Raw genomic sequence first — 23597 nt, 5'->3', positions numbered from 1 at the left:
CCTTCCACAATCATGCTATCCTAGAAGTCTAGTTAGTTAACCTGGTTTACAACAATTTTTGGGGGAGAAAATTTAAATGATATGGTTTACTAATCTGAGTACGGCCTTCGTGGTCGGCTATCCCATTTTCGTTTCGATCATCTGGATTTCCGGCTGTCTCTTTTCAGCAATGCTCCGGCGACATCATCCCCGGCCACTGCTAGCAGCCCATCAGGAGCCTTTTGTGTCGATTCTGGTACCCGCCCACAACGAAACGGCCACTCTACGTGAAGCAGTCCAATCTTTAGCCGGCTTGGACTATCAACAATACGAAATCATTCTGATCGATGATTGTAGCGATGACCAAACTCTTAGACTCATGTATGATCTGCAGGCCGAATGGAAAACGACGCTGTCTATCAAGGTGGTCAGTTTACCGGTCAATCAAGGTAAAGCCAACGCCCTGAACCAAGGCCTAGTGGCGGCTCAGGGGGACTATCTGATTGCCATCGACGCCGATTCACTCTTAGCTCCGGACGCCGTCAACCAATTAATGGCAACCCTGATGGGCAACCCACAATACGGGGCGGTCACTGGCAAGCCGGTCGTCCGTAATCGATCAAACCTTTTGGGCCGCTTACAACTCTTGGAATACGTGGGCGTCATCGATCTCATCAAGCAGGCACAAGCCTATCTGACCGGGAATATTACCACCGTTTCCGGTGTGATTGTGGCCTTTCGGCGCACGGCCTTAACTTCCGTAGGCGGTTGGAATCCCGCGGTTATGACAGAAGACATCGACATTACGTGGCGGCTATATCGTCAGGGGTGGCGCGTCGCTTATGATCCCCGCGCCATTTGCTGGATCCTCGTTCCGGAACGGCTTCGCGGCCTGATTAAGCAACGCCAACGTTGGTCACGCGGGGGCCTTGAAGTCCTGGTGACCAATTGGCGGGGCTTCTATCAAAACCCGTGGGGCCAACGATTCCTGCTATTAGAAACGGTGATTAGTAATTTATGGGCACTGATGACGGCTATCAGTATCCTGACCTATGCCATCAAGCTGTTCTTTCTTCACGGCCTCGCGTTAGATGGCAACCTTCTAATCGTCCTATTAACGCTTAGTGGGATTCAGTTCGGTATCGGCTTCTGCTCGTCCCAGGCCACGGCCAGATTGGCCGGACCCGAACTCTTACTGGTTCCCGTCTACGTCCTGTATTACTGGATGGTTAACCTGGTCAGTTGCTTGGCCGCCATCGGCTCCTACGTCATCGACCCGCAACGACGGGGGACCTGGCGCAGTCCGGATCGGGGGGTCTAACATGCCAAGAAATTCATTTGATCCCATCGTTCGCCATCGGACCAGCCGACGAAGTCAAATTGTTCGGGGCATTATTCTGATCGTCCTATGGGCTTTCGTCATTGGCGTCGTCTTGGCCAACCTTTCATTTGTCCTTGGCTGGTACAGCGACCCGTTAGTCAGCCTCTACTTACTTCTCAATTTAAAAATTCACGCTAACGACCACCTGATGCTGTTGATTGGCTTATTACTAATCGTGGTTCCCAGCTACTGTGTTTGGCGATGGATTCATTTGACAAAGGAGCATCGTTTATGACCTCTCGTACCCGCCGCTGGCTACTCATTGGCCTAATCGTTACTTTGGTCTTCGGTCTGGGATGGACCTTCCAACGACAAGCCGTTCAGCAACAACAGGCCAAAGAAAGCTACGCCCTACCGGCTCGCTTCCAGCATGTAAAGAACGGGATCATGGTTTTCTGCTACCACCGAATCTTAGAGAATTCTTGGTCGACCCAGACGGCCCAACAACTTTCAAACAACTCACAACTACATGAATTTAACGTTCCCGCCGACCAATTCGAGGCACAAATGGCTTATTTGGTTAAACACCACGTCAAGGTTATCTCCGCGGCTACCATGACTAAAATGGTCCGTCAGAAGCAACCGATCAAGGGAAAATATGTGGTGCTAACCTTCGATGATATCGATCGCACCGTGATCGACCACGCCGTACCTGTCATGCGTAAATACCATCTGCCCTTCACGGCGTTCGTCATTACTGGAAACACCGGGATGTACCGGGAAGGCAGCCAAATGGCCAGTTGGTCACAAATCAAGGCGGTCCAATCACAATACTCGCAGATGACGCTCGGTTTACACACCCATGACCTCCACCACTTGAACGCACAATTACAACCAGTCTTCATGCAACCTCATGCCTTACCGAAGTTCAGACAAGACTATCGGCAATCCGTCCAAGAACTCTATCGGCACACCGGGATCCGAGCAGACTCCTTTGCCTTCCCATACGGTGGTGGTACCCGGGCGATCAATCAATTTTTGGCCCAACAATCACTCACATGGGTAGCGACCCTGGACTCCGGTATCGTCACCGATGACACGGATCTCAATGCAACTCCACGATTAATTATCAACCAAGAGAGTTGGCCATCCATGGGGCGTTGGCTCACAGACAACTAAATAAAGAGTCGCCATTACCTCTAAGATTCAAGCTGAATCCAGAAGTAACGGCGACTCTTTTTGATTCGTTCCTTAGTCTTTAACCGAGCGTGCTCCGACCATAGGCTGCAGCCAACGCATTGCGATCCCGTAAACCACGGCGGTTAATGCCATGGCGATAAAAGTAGCCCCGGTAGTCGTGGCAATCACGGTGATTTGTTTCAATCCCCAGTATGCTACGACCCCCAGTAACCAACTCACAACAGCAACCCAATTAACCCCCCGCGTGTACCAATAATCACCCTTAACCTTGGTAAACTCACTCAAATGATATTGCCGTTGGTGCAACCAGAAGTAGTCCACCAAGAAGATGGCGATTTCCGGCCCCAGAAACATACCAATCCCATCTAGGAAGGTTTCAAAGACATCCAGGAAGCTCGCCAGATAGACGGGAATAAAGGTCACTATTGTCGCCGCAATGGTCACAATCCACAGACTGACGTTTAAGGACAGTCGATGAGTCATGTTAGTTAACGCCGATCCCGCCGACATGAGGTTAACCGCATTGGCCGTGGTACTGGTCAACACAATCACCAACAGGGCGATAATTCCTAGACCCAACTTGGCCGCAATCGTACTAGGGTCCGAATTATTGGGGTCAAAATGGTTCAGTGAGACCGCAGTCCCAATAGTCGCAAAGAGACCAATGAACGCAAACCAGAACAGGCCGAAGTTTGCCCCAGCAAATGATGCCGTCGTGGCCGCCGACTTCTTCGCGGTGAAGCGACTAAAGTCCGACGCCGCCGTCACCCAAGCCAAATTAAAAGCCGCCAGGGTGTCGGCCGCTACGCCTGAAGACATCCGTAGATTTCTTGGGGGTTGCCATTGCCAAATTTGGTGAAAGGAAACCGTTCGAAAGACCACGATGGACTCCCACAAGACGAAGATAACCACTAAAATAATTCCAACCCGTTCAATGAGCCGAACCGACCGTTCTCCCACAGAAATGCTCAACAAGTGCAGGACACTCATGATCAGGATACCGACAATCAAACCAAAGGTACCACCCGGTTTACCATATAGCGGCCAACCGAATAGTTCGCCAAAGATATAGCTGATCGATGTTGCCGCGATGAACGTATTGACTGCTGCCCACCCGATAAACTGAACCAGATTAATCACCGAGGGAATAAAACTTCCGCGAAGGCCGAAGGAGGCCCGCGTCAGGGCCATTGCGGGGAGCCCCGTGCGATAACCCATGTAACTGGCTACCGCTAGTAACGCGTAGGAAATGATCCCCACAATGACCAGGGTTGTTGAGGCGGTTGCCAGGCCACAGGCCGCAATCACCCCTCCAATGTACCAAGTTCCGTTATTGGCATTTGCCCCAATCCAGGTCGCAAACATATCCCAGTTAGACATTCGTCGTTGTGCAGTTGGGATGGATTCAACCTTACCAAATTCCTTGGTCGCCGGGTGATGGTTTCCCGTTGCTTTGATGCTCTGAGCCATGCTTCTCATCCTTCTCTCAATGCGATCTGCTTACAGAACCTCACCGTTGAATTCGTTGCTAGGTAAGTCATTAAAATCATAGCTCGCCAGCGACTTAATCTCTTGGGTGTACCAGTGAACACTTTCTGAAATCATCAGGTTAACTCGCTCCGTCTTTTCCTGAATGGCAATAATTGGCTTGTGACTCATTGTGGCAACCCCTAACTCATAGGCTGTACCAGAATCGACATTGGCTGCTTCAAAGTCGAGTACCGTGACGATCAGACTGGCAGCCGCAATTTGGGTCATATCTCGTTCGTAGATCTCCTTGGCCCATGGCTTGGTGAACTGTTCATTAGCAGTCTCTTGATTCAACCGTGGAGAGTAAAAATCGACAACCGTCGGGTTGGCAGCCAAAGCGGCCTCAACTCGCTGGACACGGTCAACCTGTTCATCACTGAAGAATGGGCTTGCAATGTAAATTTGAGCCATAATTGAAAAACTCCTTTAATTTATAAGTATTTAACCCCTAGACCCGTAAAAAAACGGCCCCATCCCGTTCGGATGCAGGCCGCTAGATCCACCCACCGGATGGATTGGCTATCGAACCTTTATCAGCCTCACGGGACCAATTTGAAAGGGTTACTTTGAACTTATTCGGTATTATACGGGCTTCCCAATCCGCCGTCAATCCCGTCACACAGGGGACTGGGAGACGTTAATCGGTTAACTTACCCAGCTGTCGGCTTTTCAAAAAAATCCCATAAATTATGGTTTGTTTGTTTATGAATTAATTGCTAAACTGAGGCCAGCGCTAATTGACTCTCAAGAGAACCCGCGAAAGGAGCCCGACAAAATATGGCGAACGCCAAGGTTCTGCAAATGCCCTTCAGCAAGATTTACACCCTCTATCAGCAAAAGGTTACCAAGAAACAGCGCCCCATTGCTGAACTTGATACCATTCTGCTCTGGCTCACTGGCTATGATCAGGACCAGTTACAGCATCTGTTGACAACTGACCTCAGTCTGGCCGACTTCTTTAATCAAGCGCCAGCGTTCAATCCCAACGCTCATCTGATCACGGGAATGATTTGTGGCATCCGGGTGGAGACCATCAGCGACCCCCTCATGCAACCCGTTCGCTACCTCGATAAATTAGTCGACGAACTCGCCAAGGGTCGTCCACTCACCAAGATCCTTCGTCAGTAAGTCATTAGAAAAGGGGGTTGCCAACATAATTGTTGGCAACCCCCTTTTTCGTTCACGACCGTCGTTCCCCAACGAAGGTCGCACTCCCCTTGGTCCTGGTCGGCTTCCCCAAGTCGCCATAACCGATTCTCTAATCTACAATCCTACTCTCTAGCCGAATGTTGCCGCTGGTACTGATGCCATTTCTCACCTAGCTTAGGCCGCCATAACCAACCATACCCGAATAACACCGTTGAGATGAAGGTGATGGCAATGGTGATTGGCAGACCATTCCATGCCGCTAACCCAGTCAGGTAAGCTACAAAGACAATGTAAACGGGTACTCGGAGCTTGGGAAATAATAGGTATTCACCGTTATGCTCGAGTGATAAGCGTTGAAACAGCCACGCCCCCCAGACAATCAGACTAACGGTGGCCAAGAACATTAGCCCAAATCCCAAGATTAAAGTTTGCCCTTCGGATAAGTGCCAAAACCTATTGCTAACTAGTTTAAGATAAATTTGCAATATGCCAAACGAAGAAAGCGTAAACCCAACCACCGTGACCAGCAAGGACGCGGTCTGGCCAACGATTAAAGCAGCAAACCAAGTAATGGCGAAGAATAGCCATGATATCAACAGACCACCTAGCCAAGAGGTCAACACCCCTGCCCAGGCTAAATGAAAACCAATGCCACTGGGCAACATTACGGCGGCAACCCCATATTGAACGGCAATCCCAACAACGGTCGTCAACAGTAAGAAGCCCTGCACCACGAAGAATTTGGTCCAGTACACCCGACGGCGCGAGTAGCCACTGGTAAACAGGAACTGGTTGAAATTATCCTTCAGATCGCGATTCATCACCAGCAATCCAACCAACCAGTAAACAAAAATGAGAATGTTTGAATAGGCATTGAAGTAGTCGCCATTGTACATTTCCCAACGCCTAATCGAATCCCCAACCAGTTCAAGAACCTCGCTGGATTCCAAGTTGTTAACGGTCATCCCCGTCGTTACGGCGATTGACAACACCGTAAAGGCCAAGACAAACCACAGAGTGTTGCGCTGGCGACGCCAGACTAATTTAACTAAATTATTCATATTTTTGCGTCCCCCTACTTCATCATTTGATAGCCAGTGTCATGCGCTAGGTTCGCCCGGAAGAGGTCTTCCAAGGTTAACGGCAACTCTTCCAGCAAGACTGGATCTAACGCCCGTAACTGCTGATCAATTTCATCGGTATAATCGGTAATCACGACCACCAGCACTCGTCCGGAGACCCGAATCAGATGACTGTGTTTCTTCAAGACCGTTGGAATCTCGCGATCCTTCAGGACCAGTTGAAGCTTCTTAGCCCGTTCCCGAACTTCTTCCAAATTATAATCTTGCCGTAAACGATTTTCCTTCAAGAGCAGTACCCGATCACTCAGACCATCTAGCTCATTCAGGTCATGGGAGGAAATCAAGAATCCCTTCTTCTCCTCCGCAATCTCATCAATCACCATAGTGGCAATGTTCTCGCGCACAATGACATCCAACCCATCGAAGGGTTCATCTAAGATAATATAGGTCGCATTAGAAGTTAAGGCTAAGATCAAGTTGACCAACGCCCGCATTCCCTTTGACAGACGCCGATACTGGTCGTCTTCATTAAGCTCAAACTTGACGAGTAGCGCCGTGAACCGGTCACGGTCGAAGGCGGGGTAAACTAGGTCATACATATCTGGCAACTGACGCAGACGGTAATTATCCAGGAAGTTATATTGGGTATCGATGAAGAAGACCTGCCGTTGTTGCGCTGGTACATCCCACAGGTTCGTTCCATCGACCGTCACCGATCCAGCATCCGCCGCGTAATGATTCATCATGGTCCGAAACAAAGTGGTTTTTCCGGCACCGTTCCGGCCAACCAATCCAATAATTTCACCCGGCGTCCAATCAAAACTAATTTGATCGATAATCGTCCGTCCCTCGATTTGCTTTGCCAACTGTTTAACTTGTAATGTCACTTTTCTACCCCCTCATAGGCCGCTTTAATCCAACTCACTACATCTTCCATCGGGACACCCAGGTACCGAATTTCTGTGAGCAGCGTTAATAATTGCTTTTTGGTTGCCACTACCTGAGCACTATCACCCGGGGTGGTCGTGGTATCCGCCACGTAGGTTCCTCGTCCGTGAACGGTGTTAATCACGTGCTGTGATTCCAATTGCTTGTAGGCTTTGCTGACCGTGTTGGGATTCAGTTGCTCCTGACGAGCCATCTCTCTGACCGACGGCAGCTTGTCGCCTGGTCGTAAAATTCCTTGCACAATCTGCTGCTTAACGCGTAAGACCAGCTGTTCATAGTAAGCTAATCCCGACTCGTGGCTGACTTGCATGCCGCATCCCTCCTAGGTCTTTAGCTGTGTTCTGTGTGTACTATTATACCTAGTACACCCGAATTGACAACCCCTTTTACGAATTAAATTAGCTTATTTTTTGTGTAAGCGATCCCAAACGGGCGGTTGTCAAGTTATAAATTTATTGATAAGATCAACGACGGCGAATTCATTGCAGCATGAATTATTTAAGGGAGTGTTCTTTTATTTTAAAACAGCGAAAATGGAGAATTGGCTTAGCGGTTCTCCTCATCATCTTATTAATTGGCGGACTTGGGGCCTATCATGAACGCCACAATATTCGTCGACTAATGCTGGTCCATCAACGATATCAACGAACAGATATCCTTTCAACCAATCAGATTAAAGTGAACCTACGGGCCGGTGTCTCTACTAAGCACACCGCCAATACCAATCAACTTACCAAACAATACCGGGCGGATCTACAACGCCTGACCCCTGGAACTGACCAGGCCAAAGTTGTGGTCAACCCTTATCACACCAGCCCCCTTTCCGGACTCATTCTGGTTAAGACCAAACCGGCAGCACGGGTAACCGTGACCGTGCCCGGTGACACGGCGGCAACGACCATCACTCATCAAATCAAAGGCTATCGACGAACTCACAGTGTCGGCGTCCTTGGGCTCTACGCCGGTCGAACCAACCACGTTCGATTGACCTTTACTCAGAAAGATGGGCACCGCACAACCTCAACTTACAAGCTCACCACGGCACCGGCACCGAGGGCCATTGGCCACAATCGGCTCAAGACCAGTCATCCCCAACAGATGGCACTAGGTCAAGGACATTCCCGACTCACCTTTGCCGTTAGTAGTCAGGGACTCACTTATGGCCTCGACGCCCAGGGCCAGATTCGTTGGTATAGTACCGCCAAGATCTCTCATGTATTCAAGCGCCTCAGTAACCATCATTTGTTGGTGCTGACCAAGATCTCGCCTAAGTCCCCCAAATACAATGCCTTACGTGAGACCGATTACTACGGTCGGGTGTACCGCCAAGTTAACTTCAGCGGCCTATTTCCAACTAGGCAGGATCCCCACAAACTGGCTACCAATACCGTCATTCATCACGACGCCATCGAGCTCCCCAATCATCATTTGCTCCTAACGGTGGACGATGGTAGTAAAAAGTTTGTTGAAGACACCATGATCGAGCTGAACTTTCGGACGGGTAAGATTGTCAAAGTTATCGATCTCAAGCGCATTTTACCCAAGTCGGCTTATCAGAATTACCATGGGACAACGCGTCCGGATGGCAAGATCGATTGGTTCCATCAAAACTCCATGTATTATGATACCAAGCGCGACGAGCTCATCATCTCGGGGCGAAATCAGGATATGATTTTTGCCATTAACTACCGAACCACCAAGCTCAAATGGATCCTGGCCGCCCCAGAAAGATTACCGCAGTCGTATCGGCATTTTCTACTTAAACCAACGACCAAGCACTATCATTACAACGGCGGGCAACATGCCGTGAAGCTCATTCAAACAACCAGCCATAACGGCCATCAGGTCGCACTCGAATTTTACGATAACAACGTTCCTGTGACCCGGGGGAAGACCAGGCAGTCCAAACAGTGGTCCGCCGGAACGACCGTCACCATTGATCAGCTAAACCGCACAGTTACCAAGACTTGGCGTTTCGGTCAATCACTCGGCAAACGAAACTTCACGAACATTGTCGGCAGTAGCTACGCCGTTGGTAAGGGAAACACCTTGATCGGCTTTGGCTACGCCGATGCCGGTAAACGCAGCGAATTCATCGAGGTTAACCGGAAGTCCAACCGGGTCGTCTTCGATGTCGACCACACGAAGTTCGCCCACGGTGACTGGAGTTACCGTGCACAGCGAATGACCCTTTATCCGCAAAACAATTTTCAATTAACAACCATTAAGTAACTCAAAAAAGCGCCGGACGGCTTTCGCCGTCTGGCGTTTTTTGAGACTTCTAACGACGATTGTCGCTGGACGTACTGGCCGGGTTGCTAGTTCGTTTGCCATTAATTTCCGTTGGCGCATGCTTTAATTGTGAGATGTGTTGGGCTTGGGCTTGCTGCTGACCCAGCATGTAGCCCGTCCCGCCGCCACCGGCAAATAAAATAAGTCCGACAACTAGCAGTCCCAACCAACGTTTGGGTCCATGAACCGGTTGCACAGTTTTTCACCGCCCTTCACTCGAGAACTCCGATCACGTAACGCCTAGTATAACGAGGCATCCTTAACGCGGGCTAAATGCCAATAAAAAAGGACGGGATCACCGCCCATCCTAAGCTAAAGCTTTAATAATCATCATCGTTGCTCGTGAATGTATCATTTAATCGGGCATGGTCGTCACCATCGATGTAGACGGTATCCGACTTATCATACTTGGCATCGGTAATCGTAATGTCTACCGTGAGGTCATCATCATAGTCATCCGAGATCTGGGCGTGACCCATGTACTGGTTACCATCCTTGTTATCAATGGTTAAGTCCGTACATTTGGCATCCAAGTCAAACCGGTTTTGGACTAAATCCGTCACCTGATCCACAGCTGTTGTAGACAACGTGCGTTCGCGTGCTTGAACACTCGATTCACTAGCAGCCTTACTGCTACTCTTACGAGAAACTGAGGCTTCCTCGGCCCGCTGTTTGGCTTCCTGTTGCTTCTGAAAGACCACCGACATCGTAATCACAATCACGACGGCCAATCCAATGACGGCACCAATAATCACTAACCATTTGTGCTGATTTGATTCAGGCGTCTGGGGCGTAGGTGCCGGAGTGGTTGCGGATTCCGTACGACCGGCGTTATCCGTCGTATCGGTTGGTTGTTCGTCGACCTGTGCTTTGAATTGGTGCCCGCAGTTTCGGCAAAAGGCTGCGCCGGCTGGGACTGAAGCCCCACAATTGGGACAAAATTTTTCTGCCATGTTCTCTTTACCACCTTATGTATGGGATGCCGCGGTCCGCGAACATCTCGAGTTTTCCTGGTTTTCTTATGAATGGATCCCGATCTTCCACCCCTTAACGGCTGCAGAACAATCGTCATCACTTGCTATGGCCGGCCTCCAAACAGTCAGAAACCCGTCGCTATAAACGTTTAGATTCTTCATCAATTATCATAGTTGATTATTTGAACTTTGACAACCTACGTTTGTTAACCGATTCTATGCTAATAGGATTCTAGCCCACCAAAAAAGCACCGGCTGTCAGCAAGCGCTGAGCACAGTGCTTCATCAACTAATTAATTATTCGGCGTCGTACAACGCGGCCACCTGGTTCTGAACCTGATCGTGGTCCAAGAACTCATCATAAGTCGTATCGGCCCGGTCCACGATGCCTTTAGGCGTCACTTCAATAATCCGGTTAGCGATCGTCTGAATGAACTCGTGGTCATGCGAGGTAAACAAAATACTGCCCTTAAAGGAAACCAAGGCGTCGTTTAAGGCCGTAATGGATTCCAAGTCCAAGTGATTGGTTGGGTCGTCGAGTACCAGCACGTTAGCCTTACTCAACATCATCTTGGATAACATTGCCCGAACCTTTTCACCCCCGGACATCACGTCAACTTCGCGGTTCACATCGTCACCAGAGAAGAGCATCTTCCCCAGGAAGCCCCGCAGGAAGGTGTTATCACTTTCCTCTTTAGAGGCAAATTGCCGCAACCAGTCGAGAACGCTCAATTCATTATCGGCAAAGTAGTCGTTCACGTTACGTGGTAGGTAAGTCGTGCTGGTCGTTTGGCCCCAGGTAACGGTCCCACTGTCGGGTTCTAATTCACCAGCAATGATCTGCATCAAGGTGGTCGTCGTCACATCGTTACGACTGATAAACGCCGTTTTCTCGCCTGGACGGAGCGTGAAGCTGACATCATCCAGAATGGTGGAACCATCAATTGTCTTAGACACGTGTTCCAAACGAACCAGGTCGTTGCCTAATTCTCGTTCCGGTGTGAAGCTAATGTAGGGGTACTTCCGTGAGGATGGCTTGATATCATCTAGCGTGATCTTTTCCAACTGCTTCTTCCGTGAAGTGGCCTGCTTAGACTTGGAGGCGTTGGCACTGAACCGCGCCACAAACTCTTGCAGCTGCTTAATCTGATCGGCCTTCTTGGCGTTAGCATTGGCCTTCAACTGCGCAGCCAACTCGCTAGACTCCATCCAGAAGTCGTAGTTCCCGACAAACAACGTAATCTTGCCGAAATCCACGTCACACATGTTCGTGCAGACCTGGTTCAAGAAATGCCGGTCATGGGAAACAACGATCACAGTATTTTCATAATCCGCTAAAAAGTTCTCTAACCAACTGATAGATTGAACATCCAACCCGTTGGTCGGTTCATCCAACAGTAGCACGTCGGGATGACCAAACAGGGCTTGGCCCAAGAGAACCTTCACCTTTTGTGGCTCCGTTAATTCACTCATCAGAACGTTGTGTAACGATTCGTCGATTCCTAACGCCTGTAACATCTGGCTTGCCTCAGACTCGGCTTCCCAACCGCCCATTTCGCCAAACTCACTTTCCAATTCGGCGGCACGGATCCCATCGGCGTCGCTAAAGTCTGGTTTCATGTACAAGGCATTCTTTTCAGTCATGATGTCGTAGAGCTTCTGGTGACCACGGATCACCGTGTCCATGACGATTTCATCCTCAAAGGCAAAGTGATCTTGGTTCAGGCTAGACATCCGCTCGTTAGGACCCATAGATACCGTCCCCGTCGTTGGCTTGAGCTTGCCCTCAATAATCTTGAGGAACGTTGACTTACCAGCCCCATTGGCGCCGATGACCCCATAACAATTACCCGGGGTGAACTTTAAATTAACGTCGTCGTAGAGTTTCCGATCGGAGAACTGCATACTGACATTGTTGACGGTTAACATGAACGATACCTCCTGTTTTTTTGCGTAAAAAACCAACGTGTCTGACAAACGGCGACGTTGGCTTCAACTCATATTCGTTATGACATGTTGGCATAGTTTACCATAAATAACGGGGTTAAGCAATGATCACCACTAGCTCCAGGCCCGCTGTGCCGCGTACCGCTCACGATAAGTCTTGGGCGTCATTTGAAAACGTTGCTTGAACGTCACAAAAAAGTTTTTCTCCGTTCGAAACCCCGTCTTCATGGCAATATTTTGAATCGATTCGTCGGAGGTCATGAGCAGTTCGGCGGCCCGTTCCAAACGAATCTGCCCCAGATAAGCCTTCGGTGAGATTCCCATATAGTCTTTAAAATAACGTGAAAAATAAACACTGGAATAATTTAATTGGGTAGCTAAGTCCGCAATCGACACGGCCGATCCATAATTCTGTTGTAGCTCACCGACAGCTTGCCGCAATGGTTCCGGCAAAGGTAACTGGTCGGTCGTCACCTGACCATTCACGGTCAAATGCTTCAGAAGTTGCCCCACCAACTGGTATTCAGCGCCCAGACTGGCCAAGTAGTCCGCCCGGTCATCGGGATCGGTAACCGCATTAGTTGCCAACGTATCCACGTATTGTCCCAGTTCCCGATACTGGGGTAGGTTCAGGTCAAGATCCAATGGTCCCCAGATTGGCAACTGCTTGTCAGCCACGACGTTTCTCAGCCAAGCGGCTGGCAAAAGCAATGTGACTATCTGATCGGCTTCATCCAAAAAGGTCTCGTAGCTATGAACCACTTCTGAATTCACCACGTAAATATGCCGTTCCTGCATTTCATACGTCGAATGTCCAATATGGACCATCCCCGGATGACCACGATACGGATAAGCCAACTCAACCGCCTGGTGCCAATGCGGCAGTACCAGTTTGGGCCCACACGTCCCGTGCGCAATCACCCGTAGTGGTAACGCTAAGGTAAAATCTAATCGCTCGTGATATGGACGTGGCATCTATTATCCCTCCCAGTTTCGATGTCTATGTAAGCGGATACATCACGTTACACCCCAAATAGACCAATTTTTAAATCCTTGTAACCACAGCGTACCACATCCATCCTGAAGATGGTTAAATTTAGTAATCCAATTACTATATTACTGGATTACTCATTTACCATTTACTCGGTACAATGAACTTGCAACATCAAGTCAGGCCATCTTACTTGGGGGAGCGAGGTGGCATTGGCCGTTGCTCGCTGATTAGGAGCCGTAATCTTAGTCAGCGTTTCATTAACTATTATCGTGGCTTCCGGTCGGTTAGGGGAATCGACCGAAACAATACCCACTTTCAACTAACAATCGTTCTGCATTCGTCCAAGTCTTGGGGACTCTGGACGACTTACACACGACTAGCAGAATAGTCCATGGCCATTGGAGCCTTGGGGGAGCAAAAAGACGTCCGGGTAATTCCGAACGTCTTTTTGTTGGTTTGCGTTTAATGAACGCCGCCGGCGGTTAGAAGCTGCGTCCTATGGGGCCCGCCGGGAGCCACAGACCGGTCTCCCAGCTCGCCTTCAAACCAAAAGCGGCCAGACAGAACCCCTTGACCAAACTTTGAACCACACGGTTTTGGTGCGGTTCAAAGTTGCCCTGAAGACCGCTTTTCCGGCTTCAGGTCTGCCACATGGGGTGGCGTCTGGCCGCCTTTGGCGACCCAATATAAGATTAAAAATCATTCCACTCGCTGTGGTTTAGCTGCTTCAGGTTGTTTTAGCATGAAAGCCATTAGGTAAGAAATGACCAGGAAGACCGCAACCACTAGGTATGGGTAGTGGTTGTTCATGTCGAGAAGCATCCCCGACATGATTGGTCCAACAATGTTGCCGACACTCGTCAATGACATATTCAGTCCGTTAATGAGTCCTTGGTTAGATTCACTAGCCTTGGTCAACAGTGTGGTAATTGCCGGCCGTAGGAGATCGAACGCCGAAAAGATAATCAATGTGGCAATCATAACTTCTAATTTAGAATGGGCTTGCGTTATCCAGACAACAGCGACGGCACCTAAGAAGAAACATGCCCGAATCACTCGTCGTTCACCGAACCGGTTCACAAAGGTATCAAAGAGTGCCACTTGTAGGAATAATGAAATTAACCCATTTAAAGTTAAGACCATCGCAATGTTGCTTAAACTGAAGTGAAAGACCTCGTTAACATAAATACTGTAAATACTTTCAAAGCCTTGAAGGCCGAAGGAAGAAACCAAGATCATCGTGAAAAGGATAATAATCGGTACCGTCCAGAAGGCCCGACTCATTGGATGCGCCGTCGGTGTGATCGCTTCCGTCGTTTCCGTCACGGTATCGCGCGTCTCGTCATCGCTTGGTAACAGACTGGCTAAGACGATGGCACTAATTAAACCTAGCGCACCGGCAACCCAGAAGGGCGTCTTGTAACTAATCCCCGCCAAAATTCCACCAATACCCGGGCCTAAGATTAAACCACCGCTGAAGGCCGCGGAGAGCCACCCAATCACTCGAGCCCGTTGGTGCTTCGTCGTAATGTCAGACGCCAGCGCCATGGCCGTTGGGACCACCATTGCGGCGGAAAGCCCCCCGATTAACCGTGAAATGTTAAATACCCATAATTGGTTTGTAAGGGCAAATAAGACTTCTGAGACCATATATAGCACCAGTCCCGCAGTCAAAACCGGCTTCCGACCAATCTTGTCAGAGAGCCGGCCAACTAGGGGTGAGGCCACAAACTGAGCGAAAGCAAACAACGAGTTCATGATCCCCATATCCGTTGCGGTTAAATGAAGTTGATTCTTGATAAATGGCATCACTGGTATAACTAAACTAATTCCTAAGCAGACTAGAAATTCACTGAATATTAAGATAAAAATGGCCCGTTTCGTTTTTTTCGTCACGATGGCTCACCCCTTCTCATAAATTTTTTTGAACAATATTATGAGTGTACCAATATTCAGGTCAGAATGTCTAATCATATGCTTATCTATTAATGGGCAACATTGCTTATAACATCTCAGCCCAGCGAGCGTAGTCGTCGGCAAAAAAGCTATTGTGAGCGTAAACTAACGCTAAATCATGAACGACCGGAGTTAACGGGAGCTCCCGGAGCGTGCCGGTAGCCAATTCATCAGCCACTACCGACCGGTAAACAAAGCTGATGCCAACATTGCGCAACAATAGTTGTCGGATTGCCGCCGGATTGTTCACCGTAATAAGTTGTTTAAAGTCCGCTAGGTCAATGTTTGATGCCTGGGCTAAGCTCACCAGAATCTCGCGGCTACCGGAACCCAGCTCACGAATCAACAGCGGTTGACTGACCAAGTCACGCCAGGAAACCGTGACCTTTTGGGCGAGCGGGTTAGTGGCCGCAACCACGCCCACAAAGGGTTCTTGCCGAACAACCCGATAGTCATATCGCTGCTTATCAAAATTCCCCTCAATGAGTGCAAAATCGCTATTTCCTTGGTCGATGGCGGCTAAAGCTGCTCGGGTATTCGTCACCTGACAGTTAATCTGCCTAAGTGCCGTCGCCGTTTGAATCGTTTGAATGAGCTGTGGCGCTAAAAACTCACTCAATGAAAGCGTCGTGCTAAACGTGAGCGATTGCCGTCCCTGTGGCGTCCGGATCCCCGTCACCAGTTTATCGGCCTCAACCTGAACCCGCTGAACAAACATGGCCAATTCCGTCCCCGCTGAAGTGATAGTCAAGTGAGGCCGCCGATAACTAACCAACTGCACCCCAAGTTCCGCCTCCAAACTTTTAATCTGCTGGGTCACTGCCGGTTGGGTGATGTAGCGTCTGTGGGCCGTTTGCGTGTAAGATCGCGTCTGTGATAACACCAGAAACGTTTGGTACCGAGCATCAAGCATTCTCAACTCTCCTTTATAATCATTACTTATATTGTTATTAAATATCCCAATTTTAACTTATAATCAAAATCCAGTAAACTAAAGTCATCAAGTATGAATAAAGGAGACTCATGATGACTATCCGCACAACATTAATCACCCGCAGCTTCTGGGGGGCTACCGCGCTAACCCTCGTTTGTGCCGTCGCCGGCAGCGCCTTGACTCAGCTCCCCTACCTCAACCTGGTGGGCGCCCTCGTCATCGCGCTGTTACTGGGCATGGCGTGCCAAGTTACGCCCAGCGTCATTCAGACCAACCGCGCTGGCATTGGCTTCATCAGCAATAAATTTTTACGTTTAGGCATTATTCTATTAGGGTTCAAGCTCAATCTGATCCAACTCGCCCAGGCGGGGGTCAAAACAATCACCCTAGCGGCGGTGGTGGTCACCGGCATGGTGCTACTGACCTATAACCTCAGCCGAAAGTTAGGTGTCGACCGGGAGCTCGCCATTTTAACCGCAACCGGAACCAGTATCTGTGGTGCCGCAGCGGTCATAGGGGTCTCGCCACAGATTAAGGTCGCTCCCGAACAGGCCGAACACCAGCGAGAAAATGAGGTTCTGGCGGTCGCCATCGTGGCCATTCTTGGGACCGTGTTTACCCTGATTGAAATTGGTCTAAAGCCGTTGCTGCATTTATCAGCCGTCCAATTCGGAGTCATGACCGGTGGGTCACTTCACGAAATTGCCCATGCTGTTGCGGCCGGGAGTGCTGGCGGCCCAGTCAGTCTGGACACCGCTATCATCACCAAGCTTTCGCGGGTTCTTCTATTAGCGCCGGCCGCCTTAATCATTGGCTGGTGGTACCAGAAACAAACGATGGCGGCCGCAACCACGAACGAACACACTAAGTTGCCCATTCCCTGGTTTATGGCAGGCTTCCTGTTGACGAGCATCCTGGGGACCTGGCTACCAATGGGGACAGCCATTATTGCCGGTCTCGTCAAGCTAGCCTACCTCTTCTTGGGGATGGCCATGGCCGCCTTAGGAATGAGTGTTAACTTCCGCGTCATCTTTCAGCGCGGCGGCAACGCGTTTTTGGCTGCGACCCTCGCTTCGGTGATCTTGCTAACCGGCGTGACGCTTGCCAGTATGTGGTTCTTCTAAACGCAAAAAAAGTGCAGCGACCGTCATGGTCTCCGCACTTTATTTGATCGCCAACAAATGTTGCACCGTCCCATTTTCCCAAAGAATATACAATCCTAACAGAATATAGACGGCCACGGTAATGTAGCGCCCTTGCCGATCCAGGATCATCGCCACCTTAGGTAAACAAGCCAGTCGATAACCGAGTTCCCAAAAGATCACCACCATCACCGCAAAGGTCAACAAGATTAAAGGAATTTCATTTGTGGCCACCGTGGTAAAAAGAGGCACGTAAATGCCCACGTTGTCAGCCCCACACGTCGCCATCGTGATCAAAGCAACACTCCCAATGAGGCTCTTAGGGTCCGTCACCTTCGACGCAATGGCCGCCTCATCATCGTCATCCCCTTGCACCCACAGCTTAATTCCTAAGAAAATTGGAATGAGTCCCAGCAGGCCTAACAGCCATGGTGCCGGCACAAATCCTAGGAAGAACGCCAATGCTAGCGAACTCCCGACTAAAACAATCGTTCCTAAAAAGTCTCCAATCAAGACTAACCAGCGATCTTGATGCTTTACGCGGCCGAAAATTACCATTAGAATAACTAGGTAATCAAGTCCGGTAGAGATATATGCCGTGACTCCGGTCAAAATCGTCTTGTACATCATCCCATCTCCCTATGTATGTTATCTTTAACATATGTTAACATGTACATATGAAAGGAGCAAGCTTTTTAATGGCAGATTCTGAAAAAGAGCTACATCTGATTGCTCAGCCATCCTTAGCGGCCTCACAGGATATCTTTAAACTCCTCAGCAATACGACGCGCCTACAAATTCTCTATTTATTGGAACAACAGGAACTCAATGTCAGCCAACTCAGTGAGTTGCTGGACGTTGAACAATCGGTGGTTTCCCATCAATTGGCCTTGCTGAAGAAGGAACAGTTGGTTACCGCCCAACGGGTTGGTAAGCAGAGTTTTTACGAATTAGACGATCCCCACATTTTAGATATCGTGAACGAGACGTTAGCGCACGTTGACCACGTGCTGCGGGGCAAGAAGCATGGTCAATAAAAGCTGTTTGGAATTTTACTTCCAAACAGCTTTTTTGTGACTCATTTTCACTTAACTAGAACGAAGTCGCAAGGAATCCCATGGTTCGTTGGACGTTTACATCTTCATCCCCATCTTCTCATACGAACTCATCCCAGCCAAATGGAGGTCCTTGACGTCGATGCCCCGTTCTTCCGCGACCGCCTTCATCAAGGTATCCATGTCCATCAGCTTGTATGTTTGTGGATGGTCGGGGTCAAAGGCCTCGATTTGCGCCATCATCCCACCATCTTCGTGCTCGATGATGTGGCAGTGATACATGAAGACGCCGGGCTTGTCGAACCAAACCTTCAGTCTAACCGTTTCGCCCGGATTAACCCCAACGGTATCCTTGAACCCATGTTCATTGGCGTATGGCGCATGCCCATTCCGTGAGATCACCAGGAATTGTGTCCCATGCATGTGGAATGGGTGGACCATGCCACCTTCCATATCATTCGTGTTGGTAACGTCCCAAAGCTCAACGTTGCCAACCTTTTGTCTGGCATCAATCCGTTGCATTTCAAACTTCTTGCCGTCCATCATGACCGCTTCGTCCATCCCAGACATGACGACCTTCCGGACGGGCATATCGGGCGTCACGCTTGGATCGGGAATGTCGACCAAGTGGCTGGGCAGCGTCACATCGTCCGCCGCAAAATCGTGAACCCGGAACCGAACGATTGGCACGTCATCACTATACAAGGTGACCGTTTGTCCAGGGGTGACATCGCCAAAGTCAACGATGATCTCGGCCCGTTCGGCACAGGTCAACATCAGGTGGGTAAACTTCACGGGACTAGGCAAGATGCCCCCATCCGAGGCGATTTGAGTAAATGGGAGATCGTCACTGAAGTGCAACCGCCATTCACGCCGGTTCGCCCCATCGAGGATCCGCAAACGAATCCGTTGGGTCGAGACGTCAAAGTATGGATTGATCGTGCCATTAATCATTGGCGTTGGGCCTTGCACACCATCTGGATCGTAGTCTGCTTCGTAATCCCATTGATTATCTTCGTGGAATCGCCGGTCTTGCAAAACCAACGGAATGTCGTCGACCCCATAATTGCGTGGGAATGGTAACTTGGCTTCCTCTTCGTCGGTAACCAATGCCAACCCAGCTAAGCCATGCCAAACCTGTTCGGCCGTCGATGGACACGGATGGGCGTGGAGCCACAAGGTTGCGGCCGGTTGGTCAACCTTGAAATCAATGTGCCGGGTCTTCCCGGGGTAAACCGGGGCGTGACAACCACCATCGGTATAGGGTCCGGGAACGTTCAGACCATGCCAGTGGAAAGTGGTCAACTCTGGCAAACTATTTTTTAAATCAATATGCATCGTCTTCCCCTTAGGAAAGACTACCGTTTGGCCCAGTAACGACCCATTGTAGCCCCAGGTCTTCGTCTTCTTACCTGGGAGGAGTTGCGTTTCCCCAGCCTGGGCTTCGACCGTGTAATAAGTATCCGTTGCCGTTTCCTTGTCTGGCTTCAATAATGGTGGAATCCGCAACGGTTGTTGTGGCGTTTTCGGTTCTGCCAGTGGCACATAGCCCCCGTCATGGGTGTTATATGCCGCTTCATCAAAGAAATAATCGGTGTTAATTGATTTTGTCATCTTTAAGGCTCCCCTACGATTTATTGAAAAATCTTACATGTCCATGATACCGCATCCATTCCGGAACACGAAAAGTTTCGGCCGGAAAAATTCGCTTAGTTTAATTGATTGAAAAGGTTAACGATCGCTCCGCGCCCGTAGTGCATAGAGAATCGTCACGGTATCCACCACTTCTTGGAAGACCGCACCAATGATCGCGGGAATGACCCCAAAGCTGGCAATGATCATCAGCCCGGTACAGATAAAGATCCCAATCAACACCGCCTGTTTGGCAACCCGCATGGTATCCTGGGCAATCTTACGGGCGACACTCACTCGCGTCAGGTCATCCTTCAGCACCACGGCATCGGCTGACTCACTCGCCGCAGTCGCCCCATGGGCGCCCATGGCAATCCCGACATCGGCCATTGCCAAGGAAGGGGCATCATTGATCCCATCCCCAACCATGGCGACCGGCCGTTGCTCTTTAGGGAGCTCCGTCAAAACATCGATTTTTTCTGCCGGCAACCGATCGGCATGCACCTGATCGATGCCAACGTCCTTGGCGATTGCCTGAGCAATAGCCAGGCGATCCCCAGAAATCATCAACAGGTTGGCCACGCCTAACTCGTGAAGCGCCCGCATCGTGGTGGCCGCCTCCGGCCGGACACGGTCACTAAAGCTCACGTACCCTTGGTAAATGCCGGCAATCGACACGAAGACAGCCGTCTGGTCGGGCCGTTCAATCGGCGTTTCCGCCACAAAGTCGGCCTTCCCCGCCTTAACCAATTGGCCGTCAATGGTGGCTTGCACCCCCCGGGCCGTGGTCTCCTGAACATCCGTTGCCGTTAACAGTGGCTGCTCGTTGGCCGCGACCATGGACTGGGCCAACACGTGGCCGGAATGCTGCTCGGTACTAGCCGCAAGCTGTAACAGTTTATCGGCGGTGATTGCCGTCACCGGAACCACCTGGTCGACCAGTAATTGGCCCTGCGTAATCGTCCCGGTTTTATCAAAGGCAAAGGTCTTGACCTGAGCTAATTTTTCCAGCGTGGTCCCCGTCTTCACAATGATCCCATTACGACTGGCCCGACTCATCCCGGAAATTAGCGCTATCGGCGCCGCCAAGATCAGTGGACAAGGAGAGGCCACAACCAATACTTCTGCTAACCGAACGGGATCACCGGAGAAGAACCAGGCCAGGCCTGCAATCACGTAGGCCAGCAAGGTAAATGGGACAGCATACCGGTCCGCCATCCGAACAAAGTTAGCCGGCTGGGCTTCGGCCTGCTTTACTAAACGAACGATGTTTTGATATTGACTATTATCGGCGGTTTGGTCCGCGCGCAAAACCACCGAGGCCTCGCCATTGACACTACCGGACATAACCGTCTGACCAGCAGCCTTATCGATGGGGCGGGCCTCACCAGTTAGTGAGGACTCGTTAACCGTTGTTGGGCCGGTCATCAACGTTCCATCAACCGGCATGACTTCACCCGGACGGACCATCATTTGATCGCCAACACTGACGGCAGCCACAGGCACATCCGTCACCTGATCATCGACCAAACGGTGGGCGGTTTGCGGTGAATTGTTCAACAATTCCTGTAGCTCACTATTCGCCTTGCTGGCAGCAAAGTCTTCCAGGGCATCTCCCCCGGTCAACATCAGCAGAACAATCAAGGCGGCCCAGTACTCACCAACGGCCAGTGTTGCCACAACCGCCGTGATGGCCAACAGGTCCACCCCAAATTTGCCAGAGCGCAGGGTCTGAACCATTTCGATAAACATCAAAATAGCTAACAAAATACCCAATCCAGTGACAATCCACTGGGCAATCCGTCCCTGATGCTGAACAAATTGCAGCCACAGGGCAATTGTCCCCAGTACGATCACGAACCAGAATCGCCGGTACTGTTTAAGTCGTTGCATCCCATCGTCTCCTTCATCCCATCAATTTACCTCGAGTATACCAATGCTTGTGACTTAATGCACTTCTTGATCATTCACCCGCTAATAATCGGGTAATAAAAAAGCTCGGATTGCTCCGAGCCTTAAGCGTTCTATTTAGAAATGACGCCGGATAACGGCACCACCAAGGGTCAATAAGCCAATGCTCAAGCCCCAGGCAGTCGTTGCCCAACCATTGTTGTCAATGGTTTGTGGTAACTTCGTGTTGCCCGCATGCTTAGTGACACTAGCGGCCCTAGGCTTCAAGGCTGCGGCCTTGGCAGCTGCAGCGGTCTTTTTGGCAGCGGCGGCTTTCTCGACAGCCTCATTCTTGGCATTTTGTTCGGCACCCTCACGGTCCTTTTCTTCCTTGTCCGTTTCAGAGCCCCCATCGGTGTCAATGGTCCCAGTATTTTCTTCTTCCTCTTCTTCATCGGTTTCGTTGGTGTCCCCGCCACCGGAACCGCTGTTACCTGTCGATGAGGAAACCTTCCCATTGGCTTCTTCGGAATTCCGATCACCGGAGTTACCTGCGCCCCATTCCATCACGGCATTGTTTCTAAACTTGTAACCGGAATGAATCAGCGAAGGATCGGTAACCTTCGTGTAGTAGTCAATGACAATCAGGTTGCTGACTGGGGCGTTGAAGGACAGGTCAAACCCATTATCATTGTATGTAACCTTGTATTCATCAGAGGAGATTTCTGGCTTCTCACGCTTGTACGTGGTCGTGTTAACCCAGGTCCCGTTGCTGACGGTGACGCCGTGAATCATTTCTTGGTTATCACCAATCGTATCGGAGATATCCAGATTGTCTAACTTCAATTCGTTCCGGTTGACCAGGATGGTCCACTTGACCGTGCCATCATCCTGCAGTGTCCCCTTCTTAGAAAGGTTAGCGTCATCTGAAACGATGTTGATTTTTGATGTGCTACTGCCGTTATTTTCCAATGGGAAAACAACGTCCTTCTCGCCGGTATCTTCGTAACGATACTTCGTGGCCAGGTTCAAGGTCAGCTTGTCGTTGGTCTTGCCCTCCAGCTTGTCATTCATCGTGATGACCACGCCGGTATCAGAAACAACGGCCTTACCAATCACCGTGCCATCCTGATCGGTCACATCAAAGGTGTCCCCAGGCTTCTTCCCCTTCAAGTTTTCTGGGAAATCCAACGTGATCGTGTCCCCGTCTTTAATCGGCGTCTCCCCAAAATTCAGATTGTACTGAATATCAATGGTATCCGCGTGCTTAAAGTCGGGCCCATTCGTGACACTAGCCGACGTCGTGAAGTCTGACCCCTTATAATTAGTGGCCGCCTCGGCAGGCGTGGCAACCTGACTCACAACTAACAAAGCAATCAAACTAACAAGTCCGATTATTAGTCGTAATGCTTTACTATTTTTACTCAAAAAAATCCCCTCCCACAACTTTTGCATACCCTGAGTATACGCGTATCCGTTTTAGCTTGGCAATACTGTATGGGACATTTCCTAAGGGTTGATGTGTTTTTTTGTTAAAAAAAGTGGCAACTCTGAAGCGAGTCACCACATCAT

22 protein-coding genes are annotated in these 23597 nt (G+C 50.0%); 7 read left to right on the top strand and 15 right to left on the bottom strand.

Annotation, left to right across the window (positions count from 1 at the left end; genetic code table 11):
* The first annotated feature begins 76 nt into the window (after nucleotides 1-76).
* The 3 genes from LSE01S_RS05485 to LSE01S_RS05475 are packed head-to-tail and all read left to right on the top strand — an operon-like array spanning nucleotide 77 to nucleotide 2479.
* Complete coding sequence (locus tag LSE01S_RS05485) at nucleotides 77-1300, top strand: glycosyltransferase family 2 protein (RefSeq protein ID WP_061776627.1); 1224 nt, start codon at nucleotides 77-79, stop codon at nucleotides 1298-1300.
* A gap of 1 nt (nucleotide 1301) precedes the next feature.
* Complete coding sequence (locus tag LSE01S_RS05480) at nucleotides 1302-1595, top strand: hypothetical protein (protein ID WP_061776626.1); 294 nt, start codon at nucleotides 1302-1304, stop codon at nucleotides 1593-1595.
* Entirely contained in the window at nucleotides 1592-2479 is an 888-nt protein-coding gene (locus tag LSE01S_RS05475) for a polysaccharide deacetylase family protein (protein ID WP_061776625.1), read from the top strand. The genes LSE01S_RS05480 and LSE01S_RS05475 overlap by 4 nt, the downstream gene beginning before the upstream one ends.
* 72 nt (nucleotides 2480-2551) lie before the next feature.
* On the opposite strand, the gene LSE01S_RS05470 is transcribed toward LSE01S_RS05475, so the two are convergent.
* A complete protein-coding gene (locus LSE01S_RS05470) occupies nucleotides 2552-3970 on the bottom strand; it encodes a cytosine permease (RefSeq protein ID WP_061776624.1) in 1419 nt (472 codons plus the stop codon).
* A gap of 30 nt (nucleotides 3971-4000) precedes the next feature.
* Nucleotides 4001-4441 (bottom strand): nucleoside 2-deoxyribosyltransferase, encoded by a 441-nt coding sequence (locus LSE01S_RS05465; protein WP_061776623.1) that lies wholly within the window; start codon nucleotides 4439-4441, stop codon nucleotides 4001-4003.
* Between the two features lie 366 nt (nucleotides 4442-4807).
* Between LSE01S_RS05465 and LSE01S_RS05460 the strand changes: the two genes are divergently transcribed.
* A complete protein-coding gene (locus LSE01S_RS05460) occupies nucleotides 4808-5158 on the top strand; it encodes a DUF2200 domain-containing protein (protein WP_061776622.1) in 351 nt (116 codons plus the stop codon).
* Nucleotides 5159-5301: 143 nt separating this feature from the next.
* Here LSE01S_RS05460 and LSE01S_RS05455 read toward each other — a convergent pair whose 3' ends face one another.
* The 3 genes from LSE01S_RS05455 to LSE01S_RS05445 are packed head-to-tail and all read right to left on the bottom strand — an operon-like array spanning nucleotide 5302 to nucleotide 7519.
* Nucleotides 5302-6240 carry an ABC-2 transporter permease family protein gene (locus LSE01S_RS05455; RefSeq protein ID WP_061776621.1) on the bottom strand — a complete coding sequence of 313 codons (939 nt, stop codon included), beginning with the start codon at nucleotides 6238-6240 and terminating at the stop codon, nucleotides 5302-5304.
* Between the two features lie 14 nt (nucleotides 6241-6254).
* Nucleotides 6255-7148 (bottom strand): ATP-binding cassette domain-containing protein, encoded by an 894-nt coding sequence (locus tag LSE01S_RS05450; protein ID WP_061776620.1) that lies wholly within the window; start codon nucleotides 7146-7148, stop codon nucleotides 6255-6257.
* A complete protein-coding gene (locus tag LSE01S_RS05445) occupies nucleotides 7145-7519 on the bottom strand; it encodes a GntR family transcriptional regulator (protein ID WP_061776619.1) in 375 nt (124 codons plus the stop codon). Before LSE01S_RS05445 ends, LSE01S_RS05450 begins: the two co-directional genes overlap by 4 nt.
* A 179-nt stretch (nucleotides 7520-7698) precedes the next feature.
* On the opposite strand from LSE01S_RS05445, the gene LSE01S_RS05440 reads away from it, so the two are divergent.
* On the top strand, nucleotides 7699-9441 hold the full coding sequence (locus LSE01S_RS05440; RefSeq protein ID WP_061776618.1) for an aryl-sulfate sulfotransferase: 1743 nt from the start codon (nucleotides 7699-7701) through the stop codon (nucleotides 9439-9441).
* A gap of 49 nt (nucleotides 9442-9490) precedes the next feature.
* Here LSE01S_RS05440 and LSE01S_RS05435 read toward each other — a convergent pair whose 3' ends face one another.
* The 6 genes from LSE01S_RS05435 to LSE01S_RS05410 form a co-directional block, all read right to left on the bottom strand.
* Nucleotides 9491-9697, bottom strand: a complete 207-nt coding sequence (locus tag LSE01S_RS05435; RefSeq protein WP_061776617.1) for a hypothetical protein — start codon at nucleotides 9695-9697, stop codon at nucleotides 9491-9493.
* 124 nt (nucleotides 9698-9821) lie between these two features.
* The gene (locus tag LSE01S_RS05430) at nucleotides 9822-10454 is read right to left on the bottom strand and encodes a zinc-ribbon domain-containing protein (RefSeq protein ID WP_061776616.1); all 633 of its coding nucleotides are present in this window, start codon (nucleotides 10452-10454) and stop codon (nucleotides 9822-9824) included.
* Between the two features lie 318 nt (nucleotides 10455-10772).
* Entirely contained in the window at nucleotides 10773-12404 is a 1632-nt protein-coding gene (locus tag LSE01S_RS05425; RefSeq protein WP_061776615.1) for an ABC-F family ATP-binding cassette domain-containing protein, read from the bottom strand.
* 132 nt (nucleotides 12405-12536) lie between these two features.
* Nucleotides 12537-13397, bottom strand: a complete 861-nt coding sequence (locus LSE01S_RS05420; RefSeq protein ID WP_061776614.1) for a helix-turn-helix transcriptional regulator — start codon at nucleotides 13395-13397, stop codon at nucleotides 12537-12539.
* Nucleotides 13398-14115: 718 nt separating this feature from the next.
* Nucleotides 14116-15312, bottom strand: coding sequence for an MFS transporter (locus tag LSE01S_RS05415; protein WP_061776613.1), 1197 nt, complete (start codon nucleotides 15310-15312; stop codon nucleotides 14116-14118).
* A 106-nt stretch (nucleotides 15313-15418) separates the two neighbouring features.
* Nucleotides 15419-16285 (bottom strand): LysR family transcriptional regulator, encoded by an 867-nt coding sequence (locus LSE01S_RS05410; RefSeq protein ID WP_062473500.1) that lies wholly within the window; start codon nucleotides 16283-16285, stop codon nucleotides 15419-15421.
* Nucleotides 16286-16398: 113 nt separating this feature from the next.
* On the opposite strand from LSE01S_RS05410, the gene LSE01S_RS05405 reads away from it, so the two are divergent.
* Nucleotides 16399-17430 carry a YeiH family protein gene (locus tag LSE01S_RS05405; protein WP_061776611.1) on the top strand — a complete coding sequence of 344 codons (1032 nt, stop codon included), beginning with the start codon at nucleotides 16399-16401 and terminating at the stop codon, nucleotides 17428-17430.
* Between the two features lie 39 nt (nucleotides 17431-17469).
* Here the strand turns inward: LSE01S_RS05405 and LSE01S_RS05400 are convergent, their stop codons facing one another.
* Complete coding sequence (locus LSE01S_RS05400) at nucleotides 17470-18075, bottom strand: CadD family cadmium resistance transporter (protein WP_061776610.1); 606 nt, start codon at nucleotides 18073-18075, stop codon at nucleotides 17470-17472.
* Nucleotides 18076-18146: 71 nt separating this feature from the next.
* Here LSE01S_RS05400 and LSE01S_RS05395 point away from each other — a divergent pair, with 71 nt between their 5' ends.
* Nucleotides 18147-18485, top strand: a complete 339-nt coding sequence (locus tag LSE01S_RS05395) for an ArsR/SmtB family transcription factor (RefSeq protein WP_061776609.1) — start codon at nucleotides 18147-18149, stop codon at nucleotides 18483-18485.
* A 96-nt stretch (nucleotides 18486-18581) separates the two neighbouring features.
* Here LSE01S_RS05395 and LSE01S_RS05390 read toward each other — a convergent pair whose 3' ends face one another.
* The 3 genes from LSE01S_RS05390 to LSE01S_RS05380 all read right to left on the bottom strand — a co-directional run bounded on the left by LSE01S_RS05390 (nucleotide 18582) and on the right by LSE01S_RS05380 (nucleotide 23453).
* Nucleotides 18582-20117 carry a multicopper oxidase family protein gene (locus LSE01S_RS05390; protein ID WP_061776608.1) on the bottom strand — a complete coding sequence of 512 codons (1536 nt, stop codon included), beginning with the start codon at nucleotides 20115-20117 and terminating at the stop codon, nucleotides 18582-18584.
* 117 nt (nucleotides 20118-20234) lie between these two features.
* Nucleotides 20235-22028, bottom strand: coding sequence for a heavy metal translocating P-type ATPase (locus tag LSE01S_RS05385; protein WP_061776607.1), 1794 nt, complete (start codon nucleotides 22026-22028; stop codon nucleotides 20235-20237).
* A gap of 135 nt (nucleotides 22029-22163) precedes the next feature.
* On the bottom strand, nucleotides 22164-23453 hold the full coding sequence (locus tag LSE01S_RS05380; protein WP_235808304.1) for a collagen binding domain-containing protein: 1290 nt from the start codon (nucleotides 23451-23453) through the stop codon (nucleotides 22164-22166).
* Between the last annotated feature and the right edge of the window lie 144 nt (nucleotides 23454-23597).

Source organism: Levilactobacillus senmaizukei DSM 21775 = NBRC 103853 (genome assembly GCF_001592085.1).
Taxonomy (GTDB): domain Bacteria; phylum Bacillota; class Bacilli; order Lactobacillales; family Lactobacillaceae; genus Levilactobacillus; species Levilactobacillus senmaizukei.
The sequence above is the reverse complement of the archived record's forward strand: the minus strand, read 5'-3'. Positions and strand labels throughout refer to the sequence as shown.